Origin of the sequence: Pseudomonas sp. FJ2-5-13 (assembly GCF_029201605.1) — a bacterium.
Taxonomy (GTDB): domain Bacteria; phylum Pseudomonadota; class Gammaproteobacteria; order Pseudomonadales; family Pseudomonadaceae; genus Aquipseudomonas; species Aquipseudomonas lactis.
Genome location: NZ_CP104045.1, coordinates 5,239,725 through 5,262,162 on the forward strand (window position 1 = coordinate 5,239,725; position 22,438 = coordinate 5,262,162).

Consider the following 22,438-nt stretch of genomic DNA (forward strand, 5'->3'; position numbering starts at 1 on the left):
CTATTCCCGAAGCTGTTTCACAGATTAGTAACCATAAAAAACCCGGCGAATGCCGGGTTGTAACCACTCATGCCGAGGGTTGGAAATACCCGGCCAACGCCCGCAAGTCCTGCTCGCTCAGCAACCCCGCGTAATACTTCAACTGAATGCGCGCCAGCAGGTACGCATGACGCGCATTGGCCAGGTCGCGGCGGGCGGTGAACAGTTGCTGCTCGGCGTCGAGCACGTCGAGGTTGACCCGCTCGCCGCCACTGACGCTTTTCTTCGTGGCGCTCACCAGCGCCGTGGCGGAACTCACTGCCATTTCATAGGCGCGCACCTTGGCCGCGCCGCTGGTGTTGAGGTTGAATTGCTTGCGCAACTCCACCAAGGTCGCAGCGGTTTGCGCGTCCAGCTCGTATTGGGCCTGAGACAGTTGGTTAGCCGCCTGACGGGTGGAGGCCGAGACCGAGCCACCGGCAAACAGCGGCAGGCTGACCTGGATGCCGACGCTGTTGGTGTCGTACTTCTGGTTGTAGCTGCTTTCTGAATCGGAACTGGTTTTGCGACTGGTCGCGTACAGACTGACCTTGGGCAGGTGCCCGGCGCGCTTGCGCTCCACCTCATACGAGGCCACGTCAAGCGCGTGGTGCTGGGACTTGAGTTCGGGGTTATTGGCCATGGCCAGTTCACGCCAGGTTTCAAAACGATGGGGCTCAAGCGGCGCGATCTCGAATTGACGCGCCAGGGGCGCCAGCTCTTCGATGTGCAGCGGCTGGCCGACAATGGCTTCCAGCTCACGCAAGGCACTGTCCTGGGCATCCATGGCTTCGATTTCTTCGGCCTGGGCCAGGCTCAGGCGCGCCTGGGTTTCGAGCACATCGGTCCGCGTGCCCTCACCGCCTTTGAGCAGGCGATCATTGAGTTGCAGGCGCTCGGCAAACGCACGTTTCTGGGCACGGCTCAACGCGATGCGCTCTTGTGCCAGCAATGCCTGGCTGTAGGCGCTCAGCACCCGCACGGCCAGTTCCTGGCTCTTGCCGCGAAAGCGCTCGTCGGCCATCAACGCCTGGGCGGTGCCTTGGCGAAAACGCGCATAGGCTTCGTAATCAAGCAACGGTTGCTGCAAGGTCAGGGCCGAGGCGTAGCTGCGGTAATTGCGGTCGCTGCTGACATTTCCGATTGCCGTGCTCTGGGTCACTTCAGACTCATTGCGCGAATTGTTGTAGCTCCATGACAGGTTAGGCAGCAATGCGGCCCGACCGATCACGCGGTTTTCTTCACCGGCCTCGCGCTCCTGAATCGCCGCCTGAAAGGTCGGGTCGTTGCGCAGCGCCAAATCATAAACGTCCAACAAACCCAGGGCATACGCCGTCGGTGTGCAGCTTAAACAGAGGGTGAACAACAACGCCTTCATTCTTCCACCAGGGCCATATGGGTGCGGTCCAGCAAAGGTTTGAACAGGTAGTTGAGCATCGAGCGCTCGCCGGTCTTGACGAAGGTTTCCACCGGCATCCCCGGACGGATCTGCACGCCGTCCAGTTGTTGCATACCCGCCGCGCTGACCTGGGCCCGCAGCGTGTAATACGGCTCATCGGTGCGCTCATCGACCTGGCGGTCTGCCGAGACCAAGGTGACTTCGCCCGCCACCCGTGGCGTGGTGGACTGGTTGAACGCCGAGAACATCAATTCAACCGGCAAGCCTGGGTGCACCTTGTCGATCATCTGCACCGGCACCCGTGCTTCCACCAGCAGTGGCTCGCCTTCGGGCACGATGTCCATCAGCGTCTGGCCGGGCTGGATCACCCCGCCTTCGGTGTACACCTGCAACCCCACCACCACGCCAGACGCCGGTGCGCGGACCAGGCTGTTGGCCAGTTCGAATTCGGCAGAGGCCAGGCGATTGCGCAAGTCGTCGCTGCGGGTGCGGGTCTCGGCCAACTGGCTGCGCAGGTCTTTCTGAAAGTCCTCGCCGAGCTGGCGGATGCGCAGGCGCAGTTCCAGTACCTGGCGCTGCAACTGGCCGATACGGCCAAAATCCTCAGCGATGGCACCGTCGATTTGCGCGTACAGCCGCTCGCTGTCGAGCAGGCGATTGCGCGGGATATAACCCTCACGCGCCAACTCGCGCAGCCCCTGAAGCTGCTCATTCAACGCCGCGCGCTGCAAAACCTTGCTTGCCTGGGAGGCCCGCGTGCCGCGCAACTGCGCTTCAAAGCCAGCGATAGTTTCACGCAGGCCCGCCTGTTCGGTAGCCAGTGCCTGGGCACGGCTGTTGAATAGCTGGCGTTGCAGGCTCAGGGTGTTCGCGGCGTCGGGATCGGCCAGCAGCTCGGGGCTGAACACAATGGTCTGCAAGCCTTCACTCTCGGCACTCAAGCGCGCTTCGCTGGCCAACGACGCCAGGTATTGGCTGCGCAATGACTGCATCTGCCCGCGCAACGGGGTTTGCTTCAACCGCAACAACACCTGGCCCGCGCTGACCCGGTCACCGTCACGCACCTGGATACGCTCGACGATCCCGCCCGATGGGTGCTGCACCGTCTTGCGATGCCCCGACACCATGACCTTGCCCGGCACCGCCACGCCCTTGTCCAACGGCGCCAGCGCCGCCCAGCCGAGGAACCCGGCAAAGCCGCCGAGCACCAGCCACCAACCCAGGCGTGAGTATTTTTTGTCATCCAGCGCCAGCACGTTAGACGGGTCACTGAGCAAAATGGGCTTGCTCTGGCTCATGCGGGTTTTCCTGCACCGAGGCGGTAGCTCATGCTCATGGTCGAGACCGGTTTGTTTGCCGCAGTTTTTTGCCGCGCCTCCAGCACTCGCGCTGTGGGGCCGAACGCTTGCATCTGGCCATCCTTGAGGATCAGCAACTGGTCGGTGAGGCTCAGCACGTTGGGTTTGTGGGTAATCAGGATCAAGGTGCGGCGCTGCTGCTTGAGCTGGGTGATCGCCTGCAGCAACGCCTGTTCGCCCACTTCGTCGAGGTTGGCGTTCGGCTCGTCCAGCACGATCAGTGCCGGTAACCCATACAGCGCACGCGCCAGGGCCACCCGCTGCTTTTGCCCGCCGGACAAGCCCGCGCCGCCCTCCCCCAGTTGCGTGTCGTAGCCCTGGGGCAGTTGCAGAATCAATTCATGCACGCCGGCCATTTGCGCGGCGGCGAGGACGGTGTCGGCCTCCACCGCTTCAAAACGCGCGATGTTCTGCGCGATGCTACCGGCGAATAACTGGATGTCCTGGGGCAGGTAACCGATATGCGGGCCGAGTTGTTGCTTGTCCCACAGGGCCAGGTCGGCGCCATCAAGGCGCACCTTGCCGGCCAAGGGTGCCCAGGCCCCCACCAGCACCCGCGCCAGGGTGGACTTGCCGCACCCCGACGGGCCGATAACACCGAGTACATCCCCCGCCGGCAGGCTGAAACCCAGGTTTGCCAACGCCAGACGTCGGCTGCCGGGCGCGCAGGCGCTGATCTGCTCCACGCTCACCTGGCCCTTGGGCACGGGCAGGCTCATGCGCACCGGCCGCGCCGGGTTGTCCTGCAGCATCAACGACAAGCGCTCATAGGCCAGGCGCGCCGAACCCCATTGTTTCCACACGCCGATTAACTGGTCGATGGGGCTGAGCACACGTCCCATCAGGATCGAGCCGGCAATCATCATCCCCGGCGTTATGTCGCCGTTGACCGCCAACCAGGCGCCCAGGCCCAGCACCAGCGATTGCAGGGCCAGGCGTACGCCCTTGGACCAGGCCGTGACCACCGCAGTCTTTTCACTGGCCAGGTTCTGCTGCACCAGAAACGCCTGGTGCTGGCTGAACCAACGCCCGCGCAAGGTGGCGAGCATGCCCATGGCTTCAATGGTGTCGGCGTTGCGCAGGTTGGCCGTGGCCTGCTGGCTGGCGCTGATCGACAGTTGGCTGGCCAGGGCCATCGGTGCCTGGCTGACATAATGATTAGCCCAGGCCAATGCGATCAGAAGCAACGCCCCACCCAATGCCAGCAGGCCCAGCCAGGGGTGGAACAGGAAGATCACCAGCAGGTACACCGGAAACCACGGCGCATCGAAAAAGGCGAACAACGCCTGGCCAGTGGCGAACTGGCGCAAGGTGGTCAGGTCGTGCAGGGCCTGGCCCGCCGCTTGGGTGCCACCCTTGAGTTGGGCTTCATAGGCGGCGTCGAATACACGCTGGTTCAAGCGCATGTCCATCTGCGTACCGAGGCGAATCACCACCTGGCTGCGCACCCACTCCAGCGCGCCCATCAAGCCGAAGAGGCCGAGGATCATCAGCGTCAGCATCAGCAGGGTCATCTGGTTGCCCGAGGCCAATACGCGGTCGTACACCTGCAACATGTAAAGCGCCGGGGCCAGCATCAGCAGGTTGATCACCGCCGAGAACAGGCCAATGTTGAAGAAGGCGCTTTTATAGGCGGTGAGTGCAGCCAGCATCTCATTCGCGCGCTTGGCACCGGGCCGAGTCATGAAGGGCATCCCATTGAAGAGTCAAGCAAGGGCCCGCCCGGTGCGTTGACAGCACCTGTGGCGCGCCCACAGAATTTGCAGCCGCCGCCGCCCTGGCCTGCAAGCACTCGGGCGGCGACGGTGTTCGAGCAAGGCCGATGAAAGAGCGATCTTTCATCGGCTTTTTTGCATCAGGCGGCCAGGGCGAAGTCGTGCGGCGCGTCCTGAATACCCACCAGGCCCACATCGGCAGCTGCAAATGCAGCCGGCTCCTGATGGGCCACACCGGCAGCGGCCAGTTGATCGAAGGTGGAGTTGACCGACAGGCTTGGGTCGATGCCCTTGAGCAGGGTGTCGATGGCCGAGGCCAGCGCCGAACTGTCGCCACTCATCAGGCCGTACACGATTTTGTGCACCTGGCCATCGCGGCCTTCGGATTGCAGGCTCGACAGGCCCAGGTTGGTGAAGCTGACTTCCTGGTTGGCGATGGTGTAGCCACCGCTGCTCGCGCCGCCGGCGAGGGTATCGCCCAGGGTCAGGCCGTCGAGCGAACCCCACAGCGTGTGGGTCGGCGGATTGAACAGGGTGTAATGCAGGCTGCCTTCAGCCACCACTGCCGCATCGCTGACGCTGCTTGTCACGCCATATTGGGTGCCATCGAACGGTCCCGGGTTGAAACCACCGGTGTTCACACCCTCTTTCACCGAACCTTCACGGTGGTTGAGATCACCAAAGTAAGCCGACCAGTCGTTCAGGTATTGGGCGACGGTGCTGGCGGCGTAGGTCGTGCTGTATGAAATAGAAATGCTCATGCAAAACTCCAAGTCATTGGGTGGTCACTCCCCAGCAAGCCGGTGCCTGCTGTGGTTTTGCCCGTCACTGGGCAAAAGCGGTCAGAACTGATATTCAACGGTGCCCTGCACGGTGCGCCCACGGCCCAGGGTGAAGGCCAGCACATCCCCGAGCGGCACCAGGTAGGCGCGGTCGGTGACGTTTTCCATGGCCAGGCGCAGGGTCAATTGGTCGGTGGCGCGGTAGCTGCCATACAGGTCGTAGACGGTGTAGGGCTTCCAGTCAGCGGGGTAGACGCCGGTTTGCGAGGTGGTTATCCCGGCGGCGCCCTTGACGTAGTAGCCGGCGCTGTAGCGGGCACGCACACCCACGTCCAGCTTGCGTTCAAAGAACCGCGCGCCCAGCGTGGCGGTGCCGCGGTCCATGGGCATGTGTTCGGAGGAGCCGAGGATCGCGCTGCAACCCACGCCGGCATTGGCTGCGTCGTCCGGCACCATCGCGTCCACCGGGGCACGGTTACCCGGGCGTTTCTGGGTCTTGGTCACGCCGCCCAGCCACGCGGTTTTGCTGCAGAACTGATTGCTGCCAAGCATGCGCGTGTAGTTGAACTGGCCGTAGGCAAAACCGGCGTCGTAATCGAGTTGGTATTCAAGCCCCCGAAAACGCGTGGTCTCCAGGTTGTTCACATAGGCCGCACTGCCGATATTGACGTTGCCATAACCCGGCGGCTGCACGCCCAGGGCCATATAGGAAAAGTCATCGACCCGGGTGTTGAAGTAGGACACCTTCATGCCCATGCGATCATCGGAAAACAGCAGGTCTTCCTTGAGCACATTGAAGCCGACTTCCCACGCCGTGGACCGCTCCGGCTTCAGGTAAGGGTTGGGGAAAATCGACTCCGAACCGCCGCCGTGGGGCCGGCCGCTGACCATGGTTTCGGTCACAGCCGGCGGGCGCCAACCCTTGCCATAGGTGGCGAAGAGTTGCAGCCACTCCACACCCGGCTTGACCGACAAGCCAAACGTCGGCGAAAAACGGCCCTCCTCGCGATCCACGTCATAAGTGGTGGGCACACTGATCTGGCGAGTGGTGCCAATGATGAAGGTACGGGTGTTCAAGCCGGTATCGCCGCGCAGCCGATAACGGTCATAACGCAAGCCGGCGTTGAGGTTCAGCCAACCGTCGTAGTCGAAGTCCAGGCGCCCGAACAGGCTGCCCATGGCGCGATCACCTTTGGGCGTGATGCTCTCTGCCGCCGAAGCCGTCAGCGCCGAGCCAGCCTCTACCCCCTGGTTGGAGTCCGGCCGGACCTTGTCGTAGAAAAATTCCAACCCATAGTTGGCCTTGAGGGTGGTCAGCTCCGTAAGGGCAAAGGTCGAGATGTTCTGCGCCTGCGCGCCGTAGGTATTGGTTTGATAGGTGACGTCGTAAGCCTTGCTGATACCCCGGGCCAGGGTGGATTGGTCGTTGCGGGTATCCACATGGTAGAGCTTGGCCTTGAAGTCGATCAGCGGGTTGTCTGGCGCATAGCTGTAATCGAGCGCGAAGTTCTGCGCCTTGACGTTGCTGCTGCCTAGCTTTTCCCATAACTGGGGCTTTTCGGCGGTCATCATATTGACGTCGTCGTAGTCGACCTCGGTGACCAGGTAGCTCAGTTGCAGGCGCTGCTCAACCGGAAGATTGAGCCCCAGCTTGAGCAAGCGTGAACGCATCACCGAGCCCGAATAGGCAACGGTGGTGTTTTTGATCCGCTCCTCACTCGCCGGCATGTACGCCGCGCCAGTACGCAACTCGCCAATGCTGCCCCGGGTACCGGGGTTGTAATCACCGAGGTGACGCTCGCTGGCGGCCACCAGCATGTCCCAGACATCGGTGCCCACCGCAAACGCCGAACTGCCGATAAAGTGCGTGCCGTTGCTGCGCCCACCCAGCCCCGAGGTGAGCCGAATGCGCCCGCCGATTTGCTTGCCATCCTTGAGCAGGTCAGCGGCTTCAAGCGTGCGGAAGTTCGCCACCCCGCCAATCACCCCCGCACCGCCCTGGGTGGAGGTCGCGCCCTTTTCGATCACCACCTCGGACAGCAACTCCGGGTCGACATACAGCGTGCCATTGCGTTGCTGGTGACCACTTTGCTGGTAATTCTGGCGCATGCCATCGACCGACATATTGACCCGGCCATAGTCCTGGATACCGCGAATATTCACCGACAGGCCAGGGTCTTGCTGGCTGACGGCGGAATAGACGCCTGGCGCCTCTTCGAGCATCTCGGCGGCATGGCGTGGCGGGTTGCGGTCCAGTTGTTCGCGCCCCACCACACTCACCGCGCGCGGAGTTGAATACACCCAATCCTGCGGGTGCAGGCCGGTGACCGTGGTGGTGGCCAAGGCCAGGGCACCGGCCTGTTGCTCGACCCGGGTGAGGGTGACCTGGCGATCGCCGGTAAAGCGATACTCCACCGGGGCGGCACCCAGCAGGCGGCCCAGGCCTTCCTGCACGTCAAATCGCCCCTTGAGCGCGGTGCTGCTCAGCCCGTGCAGACGCTGGCTGTCGAACAGCACTTGCAGGCCGGCCTGGTCAGCGAACGCCAGCACCGCACTGCCGAGGGATTGCGCAGGGATATCGAACGTCAACACGGCGGACTGAGCCGTGGCAGCTGGAGGCTGCGCATAGGCCGGTACGGCCACGGTGAACAACCCCAGGTGAATGGCCAGGGCTAAGCGGCTGCCGGTGGTACGCCCCTTGGTGAGTGCTGACATTGGTGGTGATCCCTGCGCTGAGCATTTTTTGTTTATGCGAATACTTCTCACCTAGCAAGACGTGCGAGGCGCGGGAAGTCAGTAATATTTTTTGCAGGAGCGAGCTTGCTCGCGAAGAACGTCAACGAAAACGCGGTGCCCTGGTATTTTCGCGAGCGAGCTCGCGCCTACAGGGGCATCGGTTTTTAACGCGGGAAGGTCAGTAGATCAGGCTGAGGCCAGCCAGCTCCACGCGTTGCACTTGAAGCTCTTGGGTCAGGGTGGCCAGGGCGCTGTCGAGCATGTCCAGGCGGAAGACGCCGCTGACTTCGCGCTCGCCCAGGTCCGCGTTAGCCAACACCACCCGCCCGGGGCGGTAACGGTTGAGTTGCTCGATGACCTTGGCCAGCGGCTGCCGGTCGAAGATCAACACACCACGGTGCCAACTGGTGGCGCGATCCACATCAAACTGATCCAGGCTGACCACCCCGTCCTGGGGACTGTAGCGCGCAGCCTGGCCCGGTTGCAGGACCTGCTCGGCAGGGCCGTTTCTGGGTGACGCCGGCACTGACACTTCGACGCTGTGCTGCAGCACGCCCACCCAGGCCTGGCTCTCGCGCTCACGTTCGACCACAAACCGTGTGCCCAGCGCCCGGGTCTGGCCGCCGGCACTGTGCACCACGAACGGTCGGGTTTCTTCGCCGGCCATCGGCGCCACCTGAAAAATCGCCGAGCCCTGGAGCAGGTTGACGCCGCGCTGTACGCCGTCGTACTCAAGGCGAATGGCGCTATCGGAATCCAGCTCCACCACGCTGCCATCGGCAAGGTGCACCGTGCGCACTTCGCCTTTGTGGGTGACGTAGTCGGCCTGCAAGCGCAGCAAGGCATCCGGCCCGCGTACCCAGCCGATGCCCGCCGCCACCAGCACCAGCGCCACGGCGGCCGCACGTTGCCACGGCCTTCGACGTTTGGCGCGGCGCAAGGGTATAGCGGGCGCGGGCGGGCGCTGCCTGTGTACACCCTCGTCCTTGTGCACCTCGCCCAGCGCCGCCCAGGTCTGCTCGGCAAACCGCAGGGCCGCTTCGTGGCGGCTGTCGCGGGCGATCCACTGGCGCAGTTCGGCTTGTTCCTGTTCGCTCAAGGCACCGGCGTGCAGGCGCACCGCCCACTCGGCGGCCGCCTCGGTAATGCTGTGCTGTTGCGGTCCCTGGCTATTCACGTGTGAATCTCGAATTCTCGTTATATAGACGCTGTGACGTCTGGCCTGGCGTTTTTCGGTAATTCATTCGTCGGATGGCGTCACCTCGCCTTCCTGCAAGCGCTGCATCACATAGGCCAGGGCCTTGGCCAGATGCTTTTGCACGCTGCTGTCGCTGATGTCCAGATGCCGGGCGACCTGAGCGTGGGTCATGCCTTCGATACGGTTCAAGCGGAAAATCTGCTGGGTGCGCGCCGGCAATTCCGAAAGCGCCTGCTTCAATGCCTGCCGCTGTTGCTGCGCCATTGCCTGAGCCTCCAACCCGGCCACGTCATCTTCAATCTCGGCCAGCGCCTCGTGGGGCACGGTGTCGGTCTTGCGCCGTGCTTCCTGGCGAATATGGTCGATCAGCAGATTGCTCGCCGTTCGATAGAGATAGCCCTGGGAGTTGTCGATACGCTCACCGGCCGGTTTTTCTGCCAGGCGCAGGAAGCTCTCCTGCACCAGGTCTGCGGCCAACTGCGGGTCCCGTACTCTGCGGGCCAGATACCCGCGCAGCGTATCAGCGTGCTTGAGAAACAGGCCCTTGAGATCCACGTCCGACAAACCGACTCCCTGGAATGTTAAGGAAACAGGCGGGCATCTTAAGCGTTGTCGAGAATGGTTTTCAATTGATATCTAATCCGATTGAGCCGAGCGTTTGCCTTGATTAAACGTTCGATCACCGAACAGATCCGCTGCCATCCATTGACCAAATTAACCAACCAGTACATTTTGACTCCACAACCAATAAGAACTGTGGAGAAGCCTCTATGCCGCCCATCGTGCTGGTGCTCAACGGCCCCAACCTCAACCTGCTCGGCACCCGCGAGCCTGCCACTTATGGCCATGAAACCCTGGCCGACATTGCCGCCCTGTGTGGGCGCAGCGCCGACAAACTCGGGCTGACCATCGAGTTTCGCCAGACCAACCACGAGGGCGAATTGCTCGACTGGATCCACGGCGCCCGCAACCGCTGCGCCGGTATCGTGATCAACCCGGCGGCCTGGACCCACACCTCAGTCGCGATCCGTGATGCCCTGGTAGCCAGTGAAGTGCCGGTGATCGAAGTGCATTTATCCAACGTGCATGCCCGTGAAGCCTTTCGTCATCACTCGTTTGTGTCACCGATTGCCAAGGCCGTGCTGGCCGGGTTTGGCAGCCATGGCTACCACCTGGCCCTGGAACATTTCAGCCATACGCTGAAGGGACGCACCTGATGAAACCACGCATTCTCGCCGGCCTGATCGGCGCCGGCATCCAGGCCTCACGTACCCCGGCACTGCATGAACAGGAAGGCGACGCCCAGGGCTTGCGTTACTTGTATCGCCTGATCGACCTGGAGCCGCTGCACCTGGACCTCAACGCCCTGCCGGAACTATTGCGGGCCGCCGAGCTGATGCACTTCACCGGGCTGAACATTACTTACCCGTGCAAGCAGGCGATCCTGCCGCTGCTCGATGAACTCTCCGATGAGGCCCGGGGCATTGGCGCGGTCAATACGGTGGTGCTCAAGGATGGCAAGCGCATTGGCCATAACACCGACTGCCTGGGGTTCGCCGAAGGCTTTCGGCGCAACTTGCACAACGTGCCGCGCCAACGCGTGGTGCAGATGGGCGCCGGTGGCGCGGGCGCGGCGGTGGCCCATGCACTGTTGGCAGAAGGTGTGGAGCAGTTGAGCATCTTCGACGTCGACCGCACCCGCGCCCAGGACCTTGTGGATAACCTTGCCCGGCAGTTCGGTGCCGGTAGCGCTCAAGTCGGCAGCCACCTGGAAAACGCCATGGCCGAGGCCGATGGCCTGGTGAACACCACGCCGATGGGCATGGCCAAGCTGCCCGGCACGCCGGTGCCAGCGGCGTTGTTGCGGGCCGAATTGTGGGTAGCGGAGATCGTGTACTTCCCGCTGGAAACCCAACTGCTGCGTGACGCTCGCGCCTTGGGTTGCCGTACGTTGGATGGCGGCAATATGGCGGTGTTTCAGGCGGTGAAGGCGTTTGAGTTGTTCAGCGGTGAAGTGGCGGATGCAGACAGGATGCTGGCGCATTTCCAGAGCATGAATGCTTAGACATGTGGGAGGTATGTGGGAGCGGGCTTGCTCGCGAATGCGGTGCGTCAGTTAAAGCTGGGGTAACTGATCCACCGCATTCGCGAGCAAGCCCGCTCCCACATGGATTGCATTTCTTCCTTGGGAGTTGGGTGTTCTCAGGCTTGCAGGTAGCGCAGCACCGACTCGCAAATCATCTCCCGATGGCGCTGCTTGATCGCCTCATCCGACAGCTCGATCTGGAAAATCTCGCTGAAGGTGTGCCGGTTGGACACCCGATAAAAGCTGAACGAGTTGATCAGCAAGTGCACATCCAGCGGCTCCAGCCCTTCGCGAAACAGCCCCAACTCAGCCCCGCGGCGCAAGGTCTCCCCCAGCCCTTCCAGGATTTTGCTGTTCATCGCCTTGATGGTCTCGGTGCGCTTGACGTACTCGGCGTTGTGGATATTTTCGATGCTGACGATGCGCACGAAATCCACGTTCTGGTCGTGGTGATCGAAGGTGAACTCCACCAACCGGCGAATCGCCTCACGCGGCTCCAGAGCCGTGAGGTTCATGCGCGTTTCGGTGTTGCGGATATCGCCGTAGAGCTTCTCCAGCACTTCGACGTATAGCTGCTCCTTGCTGCCGAAGTAGTAATAGATCATGCGCTTGGAGGTATGGATGCGCTCGGCGATGGCGTCCACACGAGCGCCGGCCAGGCCCTGCTGAACAAACTCGACAATGGCTTCTTGCAGAATATTTTCGCGGGTCTTTTCCGGATTGTTCTTGCGACTCTTGCGCGGTGCGTCAGCTACCGCGGGGAGATCGGGACTCGAGGTCATGGTGCGCTCACGGCCATTGTTGTGCAGGCGCTGATTATGGGCCGCGGCGCTCCCCGAAGGAAGCACCCACCCTGCCCTTATAAACGGGCCTGGCGCACCGCACCGCTGCGTGACTTGGCCATCGCCGCCAGACGCACCGCCACGTTGGCCGCGCCGTAGCCGGCATAGCCGTGCTTGCGCTGGATGATCTCGAAGAAAAACCGCCCTTCGAACGGCTCGGTGTACACATGAAACAGCTCACCGCCCTGGGCGTCGCGGTCGTACAGCACGTTGTAGTACGCCAGCTCGCTGAGGAACTCATCGTCAAAATCGAAGCGCGCCGCCAGGTCGTCGTAGTAATTGAGTGGGATATCCAGCAGCGGCACACCGGCTTCCTTGGCCCGGCGTACTTGCGCAAAAATGTCCGCGCAATCAAACGCAATATGGTGCACGCCCGAACCGCGATAGCTGGAGAGCGCGTGGGAAATCGCGGTGTTGCGGTTTTCGGAGATGTTCAGCGGCAGGCGAATAGAGCTGCAGCGGCTGCGCAATGCACGGCTTTTCACCAGGCCGTAAGGGTCGGGCAACACCACTTCATCGTCGGCTTCGAAATCCAGCAGGCTTTTGTAGAACAACACCCAACTGTCGAGGCTGTCGGCCGGCAAGGCCATGGCCATGTGGTCGATGCGCAACAAGCCGCCGCTGGCGGGTGTGGCCGCCTGCAGGTTGAAATCGGTGTCGTACAGCCCGCCTTCGCTGGGGTCGACCAGGTAAATCAGGCTGCCATCCGGTGCACGCACGGCGGCCAATTCCAGCTCGTTGGGGCCGACCAAGCCGCGATAAGGCTGGCCCTTGTAGGCCACCGCCCGCTCCAGGGCCTTGGCACTGTCCTTGACCCGCACCGCCGTGGCGCACAACGACGGGCCATGGGCCTCGAAAAAGTTATGGGCGAAGGAATAGGGTTCGCAGTTGAGGATCAGGTTGATATCACCCTGGCGCAGCAGGCTTACATTCTTCGAGCGATGCTGGCCGGCCTTGGCGAAGCCCAGGCGCTCCAGCCAATTGCTCAGCTTGGCGCCGAGGCTTTCATTCACGGCAAATTCAAGGAATTCGATCCCGTCGTACTCGCTGGCCGCCGGGGTTTCAAACAGGATGTCCACCGGCGCAGCGGGTGCTTCCTGCGCCAGGCGCTGGCGGGTTTTCTCTTCCAGGTACAGCAACGAGCGCAAGCCGTCCGCCGCATTCGCGCGGGTGGGCGCGGCGCGGAAACCATCGTTGAAAATTTCCAGGGACAAGGGCCCGCTGTAGCCACTTTTGATGATCGGCGCGAGAAAGCCCGCCAGGTCAAATTCGCCCTGGCCTGGGAAGCAACGGAAATGCCGGCTCCACTCCAGCACATCCATGGCCAGGATCGGTGCGTCGGCCATCTGCACGAAGAAAATCTTGTCGCCGGGGATCTGCGCGATGGCACTCGGGTCGCCCTTGAGCGACAAGGTGTGGAAGCTGTCGAGCAACACACCGAGGCTTGGGTGGTCGACTTGGCGCACCAGGTTCCACACCTGCTGCCAGGTGTTCACATGCTTGCCCCAGGCCAGGGCTTCATAGCCGATGCGCAGGCCGCGCTTGCCCGCGTGTTCGGCCAGCAGGCTCAGGTCATCGAGCAGAATACGTTCGTCGCCCACGCTGTCGGCCGAGGCGTTACTGCACACCAGCACCAGGTCGGTGCCTAGCTCTTGCATCAAATCGAATTTGCGTTCGGCGCGCTCCAGGTTGCGCGCCAGGCGATCGCGGCGGCAGCCTTCGAAATCGCGAAACGGCTGGAACAGAGTGATGGCGATGCCCAGGTCGGCGCACATCTGCCTAACCTCGCGCGGGCTGCCGTCGTAATACAACAAGTCGTTCTCAAAGATCTCCACCCCATCAAACCCGGCGGCGGCAATGGCTTCGAGTTTTTCCGGCAGGGTGCCGCTCAAGGACACAGTGGCAATAGAACGTTGCATGGAAGACTCCCGGCAATTGTTGTTTGTGGCAAATTATTCGCCCCTAGCCTACAGGCAGCAATTAAAATGTACGAACCGGTTAGTTTTTGGTGCGATTATCGAACACTAAGCCCCTTTGGCGAATTGACGACTTTTTAACCACTGCGCACCATCGACCGGGCAATTCGTTCACGTAACAAAGACCCAGAACACACCATAAGAATTTCAAAAAACGGGTACAAACCTCATGCCTCTGCAAAATCCAGCCCTGGCCGCGCGCCCGGGCAACCCGCACGCCGGTATCGGCGACAAGATCCGCGGTGCCCTGGCCGTGGGTAAAACGCGCTGGGGCATGCTGGCCCTGGTGTTCTTCGCCACCACCTTGAACTACATCGACCGCGCCGCCCTGGGCGTGATGCAACCGATCCTCGCCAAGGAAATGAGCTGGACGGCGATGGACTACGCCAACATCAACTTCTGGTTCCAGGTCGGCTACGCCATCGGCTTTGTGCTGCAAGGCCGCTTGATTGACCGGGTTGGCGTCAAACGCGTGTTCTTCTGCGCCGTGCTGCTGTGGAGCCTGGCCACCGGCGCCCATGGCCTGGCCACCTCGGCGGTCGGCTTTATGGTCTGCCGGTTTATCCTCGGGCTGACCGAAGCCGCCAACTACCCGGCCTGCGTCAAGACCACACGCTTGTGGTTCCCGGCGGGTGAACGTGCAGTGGCCACCGGCATCTTCAACGCTGGCACCAACGTCGGCGCAATGATGACGCCCATGCTGCTGCCGTTGATCCTGCACGTGTGGGGCTGGCAGGCAGCGTTCCTGTGCATGTCGGCACTTGGCGGTATCTGGCTGGTGCTCTGGGGCTTGAAGTACTACAACCCGGAAGACCACCCCACCGTTAAACAATCCGAATTGGACTACGTGCAACAGGAAGTCGAACCGGAACAACCCCGTGTGCCGTTCAGCCGCATCCTGCGCATGCGCGGCACCTGGGCCTTCGCCCTCGCCTACTCGCTGACCGCGCCGGTATTCTGGTTCTACCTGTATTGGCTGCCGCCGTTCTTGAACCAGCAATACAACCTGGGCATCAACGTGACGCAGATGGGCATTCCGCTGATCATCATTTACCTCACCGCCGACTTTGGCAGCGTGGGCGGCGGGATCCTGTCGTCATTCCTGATTGGCCGTGGGATGAACTCGATCAAGGCGCGGCTGTTGTCGATGCTGCTGTTCGCCTGCTGCATCGTCGGCGTGATCATGGCGGCCGGTTCCAGCCAGCTATGGGTCGCGGTGTTTGCCATCTCCCTGGCCATCGGCGCGCACCAGGCCTGGACCGCCAACATCTGGAGCCTGGTGATGGACTACACGCCCAAGCACATGATGAGCACGGTGTTCGGCTTCGGCGGCATGTGCGCGGCCATCGGCGGCATGTTCATGACCCAGATCGTCGGCCACATCCTCACGGTAACCAACAACAACTACACGATCTTGTTCACCCTGATCCCGGCGATGTATTTCATCGCACTGGTGTGGATGTACTTCATGGCGCCGCGCAAGATCCCCACGGTAGACGTTTAACTAACGCCGCCGCTGCTGCCAGGCAGCGGCCAACCCGCTCATGCAGATCACCCCGATACCCACCACCGTGGTCATATCGGGGGTATGGCTGAACACCAGCCAGCCCAACAACCCCGCGAATACGATCTGGCAATAGCCAAACGGCGCCAGCAAGGCCGGCGCCGCGAAGCGGAACGCCTGGGTGAGCATCAGGTGCGCGGTCATCCCGCAGGTGCCCAGCGCCAGCATCATCACCGCGTGCCACAGCGTCGGCACTTGCCAGAAGAACGGCACCATCGCACTCATCACCAAGGTGTTGCACAGGCCGGCGAAGAAGTTGCTGGTGGTGGGGCTGTCGTATTGGCTGAGGATGCGCGTGAGCAACTGGTAGAAGCAGAAGAACAGCGCCGAGCACAGCGGCAGCAACACTGCCGGGGTAAACAGCTCGCCGCCGGGGTGGATGATGATCACCACGCCGATAAACCCGCAGATCACCGCCAGCCACTGGCCACGGGTCACGTGCTCACCGAGCAACGGTACCGACAGCGCAGTCACCAGGATCGGCGCCAGGAAGTTTACCGCTGTAGCTTCGGCCAACGGGATGTAATGCAGCGCCGTGGTGAAGAACAGGCTGGTGCCCAACAGGCATAACGCCCGCACCACTTGCATGCCCGGCCGCTTGCTGCGCAACACACGCAGGCCCGATTGCGGCAGGAAGATCCCAGCCATCAGCAAGGTGTGCACCATGTACCGCGCCCACACCACCATCACGATCGGGTAAAACCCGGCCAGGTATTTGGACAAGGCGTCGTGGCTGGAGAACAGAAACGTCGCCAGCACAATCAGCAGGATGCCTTTGAACGGATGGTTGACGCCGGAGAGCGGGGTACTGACAGTCATTGAATTCTCTTGTGTGGCGAGCGGGACGCTGAGCACTGAACCAAGTAGCGCTCAACCCGGTAATCTAGCAGCCGGGCCGGAGTCTGCCCCAAGAGCATAACCAAACACCGGGCGAACAGCGCACTAAATCGATGGATCCGAGTCCAACGCTGCACGCTCGCCCCGGCGTTGCACACTTTTTAACCAAGGCCTTGCCGCTATGAAAAAAATCCTCTTTGCCCTGTCTGCCCTCGCCCTGCTCGCTGCCTGCGACAAAGCCCCGAAAGAAGCCCCCAAGCCCGCGCCCGCTTCCGTGCAAGCGACCCTGGTGCCAGAGACCCCGCCCACCGATAAATGGGTTGGCAAGTGGGTCGGTGTCGAAGGCTTGCACCTGACCATCGCCAAAGACGACAGCATTGGCCGCGGCCACTACCTGCTGACCATGCAATACGGCCTCGATGCCGATGACGCTGGCACCTTCAAAGGTGAGGCCACTGACGACGGCATCGCCTTCACCCGCCCCGACGGCCCGCAGCTGTTGCGCGCTGGCGATGGCGCCGCCACCGGTTTGAAGTGGCTGGCAGATAAAAAAGACTGCCTGATCGTTGCTACTGGCGAAGGCTATTGCCGTTAATACCGACCATAATCAATCACGGTTAGCACACAGAGGATTGCTCCCATGCTATGGAAAAAAGGCCGACGCAGCGACAACGTGGTGGATGCCCGTAATGACAGTGGCGGCGGCGGCGGTATGCGCTTCGGCGGCGGCAAGGGCCTGAGCCTCACGGCCATCGTGCTGATCGTCGGCATTGGCTGGCTGACCGGCCAGGACCCGATGCAGATCCTCGGCCAATTGACCGGGCAGATGGAACAGGCGCCGTCGGTCAGCACCCAGCCGCGTCAGGCACCGCCGGCCAACGATGAGCAAGCCGACTTTGTGCGCGCTGTGCTGGGCGATACCGAAGACACCTGGGGCCAAGTGTTCCAGCAAAACGGGCTGGCGTATAAGAACCCGAAACTGATCCTGTTCCGTGGCCGGGTGAATTCAGCCTGTGGTGGCGCCACCTCAGCCAGCGGCCCGTTCTACTGCCCGGCTGACCAGCAGGTGTACCTGGACCTGGATTTTTTCCGGGAAATGTCGCAACGCTTCCAGGCCGCCGGTGACTTCGCCCAGGCCTACGTGATCGCCCACGAAATCGGGCACCACGTACAAACGTTGCTGGGCATCTCGTCCAAGATCCAGGCGGCGCGCCAACAGGGTCGGCAGATGGAAGGCGACGGTGGCCTGCTGGTTCGCCAGGAACTGCAAGCCGACTGCTTTGCCGGCGTGTGGGCCAACCATGCGCAAAAACGCCTGAACTGGCTGGAACCCGGCGATATCGAAGAAGCCCTGAACGCAGCCAATGCCATCGGCGACGACCGTTTGCAGCAGCAGGGCCAGGGGCGCGTGGTACCGGACTCCTTCACCCACGGCACCTCGGCCCAACGCGTGCGCTGGTTCAAGACCGGCTTCGCCCAGGGCCAGATCACTCAATGCGATACCTTCGCGGCCAAGAGTCTCTAAATGATCAAACGATTGGGGTTACTGCTGGGTATGCTCGTGTCCTGTTGCACCTTCGCGGCCGAACACGGCGTCAAGGTGGTCAGCCCCGATCGCTTTCATCTGGAGGCCGGCGACCTCAGCCTGGGCCTGAGCCAGGATTGGCGCCAACCGCTGCCCAAGGTCACGCGCGCATTGATCATCGTGCATGGCCGCCTGCGCAATGCGCAAACCTACCTGCAAAGCGGCATCGACGCCGCCGAGCATGCCGGGGCGGGCGGCAGTACGCTGGTGATCGCGCCGCAGTTTCTCAATCAAACGGACGTGAAGCGTAACCACCTGGATGATCAGGTTTTGCGCTGGAAGGGCAACGACTGGATGGCCGGCGACGCGTCCACCGGCCCAGGGCAGATCAGCTCTTATGGCGCTCTGGACCAGATCATCAAGCACTTGGGCAACCGCAAACTGTTCCCGGCACTGAAAGAAATCGTGGTTGCCGGGCATTCTGGCGGTGGCCAAGTGGTGCAGCGCTTCGCCCTCACCGGCCACGACCACCCGCTGCTGAACACCGAAAGCATCCGCCTGCGGTATGTGGTGGCTAACCCGTCGTCCTATGCGTACTTCAGCCCGCAACGCCCGGTGAAGTTCGATGCGACCAGTTGCCCAGGCTTCAACGACTGGAAGTACGGCATGCAAAACCTGCCGGATTACGTGGGTGACCGAGGCGCCCAGCAACTGGAACAGGCCTACGTGTCACGGGATATCACTTACCTGCTGGGCCAGCACGACACCGACCCCAACCACCCGGCGCTGGATAAAAGCTGCGAAGCCGAGGCCCAGGGAGCGTATCGGCTGATGCGTGGGCACAACTACTTTGACTACCTCAAGCAGCGGCATCCGCAGTTGGCTCACAGGCTGGTAGAAGTGCCGGGGGTGGGGCATGACGGGGACAAGATGTTTACCTCGCCAGAGGGAGAAAAGGTGCTGTTCGCCCAGTAATCACTGACGAAACCTAATCAAAATGTGGGAGCTGGCTTGCCTGCGATGACGGACTGTCAGTTGATAAAGTGTCAGCTGACCCACCGCTATCGCAGGCAAGCCAGCTCCCACATTTGATCTCTGTCGCCTGGGTTAGATCATTCGGCGCAGCGCCGCACAATCCTCGGCATGCCAATCCGCCAATTCCGGCCACGGGTTCTCCGGCAAGTTCACCAACACCGTCTTGGCCCCCGCTGCCCGACCACAATCCAGGTCAAAGCGATAATCCCCCACCATCACCATTTCGTTGGGTGATATGTCCCAAGCCGCCGCCAGCTTCAGTAACCCACCCGGATCCGGCTTGTGCGGCGCATCATCGCGCCCCAGCACATCCTCAATGGCAAAGCAGTCCGCCAGGCCTATCGCCTCCAGGGTGATATGCGCCAGCTCCCGTGCATTGCGGGTCAGGATGCCCAGGCGATAACCGCGAGCGGCCAATTCCTGTACCAGCTCCACCGCGCCCTGCGCCGCCACCGAACCCAGGGCCAGCTCGCGCTCGTGCTCCAGCAACCAGGCATGCTTGGCCGCGGCCTCCTGCGCCGGCAAGGCCGCCAAGTGCGTGAGGATGTCGTCTTCGGGTGGAATGTCCAGCGCCTCGCGGATAGCCGCAAAGTCATGCACCGCCACCGTGAGCGTGCCGTCCATGTCGAACACCCAGTGCTTAACGTCGCAGAGGCTCATGCCCAATCCTTGCGATGGCGGATCAAACCTTCCTGGGTCACCGACGCCACCAGTTGCCCGGCGCGGTTGTACACGCTGCCCCGGGAGAAACCCCGGGAGTTGCCGGCCCACGGGCTGTCCATGGCGTACAGCAACCAGTCATCGGCACGCAGGTCGGCGTGGAACCACAGCGCGTGATCGAGGCTGGCGACCTGCATGTCTTTCTGCCACACAGTCTTGCCATGGGGCAGCAACGAGGTGGTCAACAGGCCGAAGTCCGAGGCATAGGCCAACAGGTATTTATGCAGCGCCGGCGTGTCCGCCAAGGCCCCGTCGGCACGAAACCACACGTACTTGACCGGGTCGGACGGCTGCGGGTTGAACGGGTCTTTTTCGGTGACCGGGCGCACTTCGATGGGCTTGGGGCACAGCAGCTTGTCGCGCATGTGCTCGGGGATCAGGTGCGCACGCTGCTGGGTCAGCTCCAGCTCCGACGGCAGGTTTTCCGGGCCCACTACCACCGGCATGGTGGTCTGGTGCTCAAAGCCTTCTTCGTCGTACTGGAACGAGGTCGTGCAGGTGAAGATCGGGTTGCCCTTTTGAATCGCGGTGACACGACGCGTGCTGAAACTGCCGCCATCGCGCACGCGGTCTACCGAATACACCACCGGCAAGGCCGCATCGCCAGGGCGCAGGAAATAACCGTGCAGGGAATGCACATGCCGCGCTTCGTCTACGGTCTGGCTGGCCGCTGACAGCGACTGGCCGAGCACTTGGCCGCCGAACAACTGGCGAAAGCCCAGGTCCTGGCTGCGGCCGCGAAAGAGGTTTTCCTCGATCGGCTCCAGGGTCAGCAAGTCCACCAGATCTTCCAATACTTGGCTCATTGAAACTCTCCTCAAAGCAAAACGGTATCTACCTGTAGGAGCGAGCTTGCTCGCGAAGGTCGTTAACGATGACGCGGCGCTTCTGGTTTACCGCAGCGCTCTTGCGTTCTTCGCGAGCAAGCTCGCTCCTACAGGTTTCTGTTGAGCATGACCGCCTGCTTATCCGTGCAGCGTGTCCAACCATTGGGCGCGGGTGATGCGGTATAAAACATGAGGGCGCAGCGGGTCACCGGCTGCGACTTTCGGGTGTTCAAAATCTGCCTGCGGATCGTAATGCATACCGATGGCCTGCATGACTTTTTGTGAGGGCAGATTGCTCTCGGTGGTGAAAGCCAGGATTTCGTCCAGTTGCAGGCGGTCAAAACCACAGCGCAACGCCGTCCAGGCGGCCTCACTGGCATAACCCAGGCCCCAATGCTCACGGGCCAGGCGCCAGCCGATTTCCACCGCCGGGGTAAAGCCGGCTTCGAAGCTGACATTCGCAAGGCCCGTCAGGCCGATAAACTCACCGGTGTCCTTGCGCTGCAAAGCCCAGAAACCAAAGCCATATTCAGCAAAATGCCCGCGTATCCGGCCGATCAGCGCCGCGCTTTCCAAGTGGCTCAATTGCGCCGGGAAGTAGCGCATCACCTGCGGGTCGGCGCACATGCGCGCAAAGTCCGGCAGGTCGCTGTCGCGCCATTGGCGCAGCACCAAGCGTGCACTTTCCAATTCCAGTATCGGCTCCATGGGTCCCCCTGCCTTGCCATGTGCGTGAGTGTACAGCGCTGTTAAGATCCGTCGCAGGTTCCCGTCAGAAAATCCCATGCCCTTGCCATTGATCTACCACGAAGACTACAGCCCTGAGTTCCCGGCGGACCACCGGTTCCCCATGGACAAGTTTCGCCTGTTGCGTGACCACCTGGTGGACAGCGGCCTCACCGAAGACAGCCAATTGCTGCGCCCGTCGCTGTGCCCGGCAGACATTTTGGCCCTGGCCCATGAACCTGGGTATATCGAACGCTACATGGGCGGCGAACTGTCCCGCGAAGACCAACGCCGCCTCGGCCTGCCCTGGAGCGAAGCCCTGGCCCGGCGCACGGTGCGGGCGGTGGGCGGCTCGATCCTGGCGGCTGAACAGGCCCTGGAACATGGCCTGGCCTGCCATTTGGCGGGCGGCACCCACCATGCCCATTACGATTATCCGGCCGGTTTCTGCATTTTTAATGACCTGGCGGTGATCAGCCATTACCTGTTGGCCAGCGGCCGGGTCAATCGTGTGCTGATCTTCGATTGCGACGTGCACCAGGGCGACGGCACTGCACGCATCCTGCACGACACGCCGGATGCCATCACCGTGTCGCTGCATTGCGAAAAGAACTTCCCGGCCCGCAAGGCCCAGAGCGACTGGGATATCCCGCTGCCCATGGGCATGGGCGATGCGGACTACCTCGAGGTGGTGGATGACGCGCTCAACTACCTGCTGCCGCTCTACCAGCCAGACCTGGTGCTGTACGACGCCGGCGTGGATGTGCACAAGGACGACGCCCTTGGTTACCTCAAGCTGACAGACGAAGGCGTCGCCGCCCGTGATGAAAGCGTGATGCGCCACTGCCTGGGCCGCGACATTCCAGTGATGGGCGTGATCGGTGGCGGCTACAGCAAGGACCGCCCCGCCCTCGCCCGCCGCCACGGCATCTTGCACCACAGCGCACAACGGGTATGGACGTCATCAGGCTGTCATTGAAGTGTGAGCGTTACCCACAATGCCTGTGGAACGGCCTGTGGATAACTTGAGCGTAAGCGGCTGCAAGCGTTTGGCCGTATGGCCTGTAGGAAAGTGTACGTTTTTTGATCAGGCA

At 62.0% G+C, this 22,438-nt stretch carries 20 protein-coding genes; 7 read left to right on the forward strand and 13 right to left on the reverse strand.

Features of this window, described 5'->3' with window-relative positions; genetic code table 11:
• Nucleotides 1–67: 67 nt before the first annotated feature.
• The 7 genes from N2A98_RS23125 to N2A98_RS23155 all read right to left on the reverse strand — a co-directional run bounded on the left by N2A98_RS23125 (nucleotide 68) and on the right by N2A98_RS23155 (nucleotide 9,770).
• A complete protein-coding gene (locus N2A98_RS23125; protein ID WP_044268851.1) occupies nucleotides 68–1,396 on the reverse strand; it encodes a TolC family outer membrane protein in 1,329 nt (442 codons plus the stop codon).
• Nucleotides 1,393–2,715, reverse strand: a complete 1,323-nt coding sequence (locus tag N2A98_RS23130; protein WP_044268854.1) for an HlyD family type I secretion periplasmic adaptor subunit — start codon at nucleotides 2,713–2,715, stop codon at nucleotides 1,393–1,395. The genes N2A98_RS23125 and N2A98_RS23130 overlap by 4 nt, the downstream gene beginning before the upstream one ends.
• Nucleotides 2,712–4,460 (reverse strand): type I secretion system permease/ATPase, encoded by a 1,749-nt coding sequence (locus tag N2A98_RS23135; RefSeq protein ID WP_275622695.1) that lies wholly within the window; start codon nucleotides 4,458–4,460, stop codon nucleotides 2,712–2,714. Before N2A98_RS23135 ends, N2A98_RS23130 begins: the two co-directional genes overlap by 4 nt.
• 170 nt (nucleotides 4,461–4,630) lie before the next feature.
• Nucleotides 4,631–5,251 (reverse strand): heme acquisition protein HasA, encoded by a 621-nt coding sequence (locus N2A98_RS23140; RefSeq protein WP_003194354.1) that lies wholly within the window; start codon nucleotides 5,249–5,251, stop codon nucleotides 4,631–4,633.
• 81 nt (nucleotides 5,252–5,332) lie between these two features.
• Complete coding sequence (locus N2A98_RS23145; protein ID WP_275622696.1) at nucleotides 5,333–7,987, reverse strand: TonB-dependent receptor; 2,655 nt, start codon at nucleotides 7,985–7,987, stop codon at nucleotides 5,333–5,335.
• A gap of 199 nt (nucleotides 7,988–8,186) precedes the next feature.
• Nucleotides 8,187–9,185 (reverse strand): FecR family protein, encoded by a 999-nt coding sequence (locus tag N2A98_RS23150; protein WP_044268872.1) that lies wholly within the window; start codon nucleotides 9,183–9,185, stop codon nucleotides 8,187–8,189.
• 63 nt (nucleotides 9,186–9,248) lie between these two features.
• Nucleotides 9,249–9,770, reverse strand: coding sequence for an RNA polymerase sigma factor (locus N2A98_RS23155; RefSeq protein WP_003194359.1), 522 nt, complete (start codon nucleotides 9,768–9,770; stop codon nucleotides 9,249–9,251).
• A 206-nt stretch (nucleotides 9,771–9,976) separates the two neighbouring features.
• Between N2A98_RS23155 and aroQ the strand changes: the two genes are divergently transcribed.
• Together aroQ and N2A98_RS23165 are read left to right on the forward strand one after the other, a co-directional pair.
• Nucleotides 9,977–10,423 (forward strand): type II 3-dehydroquinate dehydratase, encoded by a 447-nt coding sequence (gene aroQ, locus N2A98_RS23160; RefSeq protein ID WP_275622697.1) that lies wholly within the window; start codon nucleotides 9,977–9,979, stop codon nucleotides 10,421–10,423.
• Complete coding sequence (locus N2A98_RS23165; protein ID WP_164545354.1) at nucleotides 10,420–11,271, forward strand: shikimate dehydrogenase; 852 nt, start codon at nucleotides 10,420–10,422, stop codon at nucleotides 11,269–11,271. The genes aroQ and N2A98_RS23165 overlap by 4 nt, the downstream gene beginning before the upstream one ends.
• A 137-nt stretch (nucleotides 11,272–11,408) precedes the next feature.
• On the opposite strand, the gene N2A98_RS23170 is transcribed toward N2A98_RS23165, so the two are convergent.
• Both N2A98_RS23170 and quiC read right to left on the reverse strand, forming a co-directional pair.
• On the reverse strand, nucleotides 11,409–12,074 hold the full coding sequence (locus N2A98_RS23170) for a TetR/AcrR family transcriptional regulator (protein ID WP_014720036.1): 666 nt from the start codon (nucleotides 12,072–12,074) through the stop codon (nucleotides 11,409–11,411).
• 77 nt (nucleotides 12,075–12,151) lie between these two features.
• Entirely contained in the window at nucleotides 12,152–14,053 is a 1,902-nt protein-coding gene (gene quiC, locus N2A98_RS23175; protein ID WP_275622698.1) for a 3-dehydroshikimate dehydratase QuiC, read from the reverse strand.
• 226 nt (nucleotides 14,054–14,279) lie between these two features.
• Here quiC and N2A98_RS23180 point away from each other — a divergent pair, with 226 nt between their 5' ends.
• Nucleotides 14,280–15,614 (forward strand): MFS transporter, encoded by a 1,335-nt coding sequence (locus N2A98_RS23180; RefSeq protein ID WP_003194368.1) that lies wholly within the window; start codon nucleotides 14,280–14,282, stop codon nucleotides 15,612–15,614.
• Here the strand turns inward: N2A98_RS23180 and N2A98_RS23185 are convergent, their stop codons facing one another.
• Nucleotides 15,615–16,493: a DMT family transporter gene (locus N2A98_RS23185; RefSeq protein ID WP_003194370.1), complete on the reverse strand. Its 879-nt coding sequence runs from the start codon at nucleotides 16,491–16,493 to the stop codon at nucleotides 15,615–15,617.
• Nucleotides 16,494–16,692: 199 nt separating this feature from the next.
• On the opposite strand from N2A98_RS23185, the gene N2A98_RS23190 reads away from it, so the two are divergent.
• The 3 genes from N2A98_RS23190 to N2A98_RS23200 are packed head-to-tail and all read left to right on the forward strand — an operon-like array spanning nucleotide 16,693 to nucleotide 19,011.
• On the forward strand, nucleotides 16,693–17,106 hold the full coding sequence (locus N2A98_RS23190; protein ID WP_044268883.1) for a lipoprotein: 414 nt from the start codon (nucleotides 16,693–16,695) through the stop codon (nucleotides 17,104–17,106).
• A 45-nt stretch (nucleotides 17,107–17,151) separates the two neighbouring features.
• Complete coding sequence (locus tag N2A98_RS23195) at nucleotides 17,152–18,036, forward strand: neutral zinc metallopeptidase (protein WP_275622699.1); 885 nt, start codon at nucleotides 17,152–17,154, stop codon at nucleotides 18,034–18,036.
• Nucleotides 18,037–19,011: an alpha/beta hydrolase gene (locus tag N2A98_RS23200; protein ID WP_275622700.1), complete on the forward strand. Its 975-nt coding sequence runs from the start codon at nucleotides 18,037–18,039 to the stop codon at nucleotides 19,009–19,011.
• 132 nt (nucleotides 19,012–19,143) lie between these two features.
• Here N2A98_RS23200 and N2A98_RS23205 read toward each other — a convergent pair whose 3' ends face one another.
• From N2A98_RS23205 to N2A98_RS23215, 3 genes are all read right to left on the reverse strand, one after another.
• Complete coding sequence (locus N2A98_RS23205) at nucleotides 19,144–19,731, reverse strand: HAD family hydrolase (protein ID WP_044268888.1); 588 nt, start codon at nucleotides 19,729–19,731, stop codon at nucleotides 19,144–19,146.
• Nucleotides 19,728–20,597 (reverse strand): acyl-CoA thioesterase II, encoded by an 870-nt coding sequence (gene tesB / locus N2A98_RS23210; protein ID WP_032895201.1) that lies wholly within the window; start codon nucleotides 20,595–20,597, stop codon nucleotides 19,728–19,730. The genes N2A98_RS23205 and tesB overlap by 4 nt, the downstream gene beginning before the upstream one ends.
• Before the next feature lie 159 nt (nucleotides 20,598–20,756).
• Entirely contained in the window at nucleotides 20,757–21,326 is a 570-nt protein-coding gene (locus tag N2A98_RS23215; RefSeq protein ID WP_014720044.1) for a GNAT family N-acetyltransferase, read from the reverse strand.
• Between the two features lie 76 nt (nucleotides 21,327–21,402).
• Between N2A98_RS23215 and N2A98_RS23220 the strand changes: the two genes are divergently transcribed.
• On the forward strand, nucleotides 21,403–22,323 hold the full coding sequence (locus N2A98_RS23220) for a histone deacetylase (protein WP_275622701.1): 921 nt from the start codon (nucleotides 21,403–21,405) through the stop codon (nucleotides 22,321–22,323).
• The last annotated feature ends 115 nt before the right edge of the window (nucleotides 22,324–22,438 follow it).

Excerpts from the sequence above, each read along its gene's own strand:
- N2A98_RS23125 (WP_044268851.1), bottom strand. The coding sequence starts at position 1,396 with ATGAAGGCGTTGTTGTTCACCCTCTGTTTAAGCTGCACACCGACGGCG.
- N2A98_RS23130 (WP_044268854.1), bottom strand. The coding sequence starts at position 2,715 with ATGAGCCAGAGCAAGCCCATTTTGCTCAGTGACCCGTCTAACGTGCTG.
- N2A98_RS23135 (WP_275622695.1), bottom strand. The coding sequence starts at position 4,460 with ATGACTCGGCCCGGTGCCAAGCGCGCGAATGAGATGCTGGCTGCACTC.
- N2A98_RS23140 (WP_003194354.1), bottom strand. The coding sequence starts at position 5,251 with ATGAGCATTTCTATTTCATACAGCACGACCTACGCCGCCAGCACCGTC.
- N2A98_RS23145 (WP_275622696.1), bottom strand. The coding sequence starts at position 7,987 with ATGTCAGCACTCACCAAGGGGCGTACCACCGGCAGCCGCTTAGCCCTG.
- aroQ (WP_275622697.1), top strand. The coding sequence starts at position 9,977 with ATGCCGCCCATCGTGCTGGTGCTCAACGGCCCCAACCTCAACCTGCTC.
- N2A98_RS23170 (WP_014720036.1), bottom strand. The coding sequence starts at position 12,074 with ATGACCTCGAGTCCCGATCTCCCCGCGGTAGCTGACGCACCGCGCAAG.
- quiC (WP_275622698.1), bottom strand. The coding sequence starts at position 14,053 with ATGCAACGTTCTATTGCCACTGTGTCCTTGAGCGGCACCCTGCCGGAA.
- N2A98_RS23180 (WP_003194368.1), top strand. The coding sequence starts at position 14,280 with ATGCCTCTGCAAAATCCAGCCCTGGCCGCGCGCCCGGGCAACCCGCAC.
- N2A98_RS23185 (WP_003194370.1), bottom strand. The coding sequence starts at position 16,493 with ATGACTGTCAGTACCCCGCTCTCCGGCGTCAACCATCCGTTCAAAGGC.
- N2A98_RS23190 (WP_044268883.1), top strand. The coding sequence starts at position 16,693 with ATGAAAAAAATCCTCTTTGCCCTGTCTGCCCTCGCCCTGCTCGCTGCC.
- N2A98_RS23195 (WP_275622699.1), top strand. The coding sequence starts at position 17,152 with ATGCTATGGAAAAAAGGCCGACGCAGCGACAACGTGGTGGATGCCCGT.
- N2A98_RS23200 (WP_275622700.1), top strand. The coding sequence starts at position 18,037 with ATGATCAAACGATTGGGGTTACTGCTGGGTATGCTCGTGTCCTGTTGC.
- N2A98_RS23205 (WP_044268888.1), bottom strand. The coding sequence starts at position 19,731 with ATGAGCCTCTGCGACGTTAAGCACTGGGTGTTCGACATGGACGGCACG.
- tesB (WP_032895201.1), bottom strand. The coding sequence starts at position 20,597 with ATGAGCCAAGTATTGGAAGATCTGGTGGACTTGCTGACCCTGGAGCCG.
- N2A98_RS23215 (WP_014720044.1), bottom strand. The coding sequence starts at position 21,326 with ATGGAGCCGATACTGGAATTGGAAAGTGCACGCTTGGTGCTGCGCCAA.
- N2A98_RS23220 (WP_275622701.1), top strand. The coding sequence starts at position 21,403 with ATGCCCTTGCCATTGATCTACCACGAAGACTACAGCCCTGAGTTCCCG.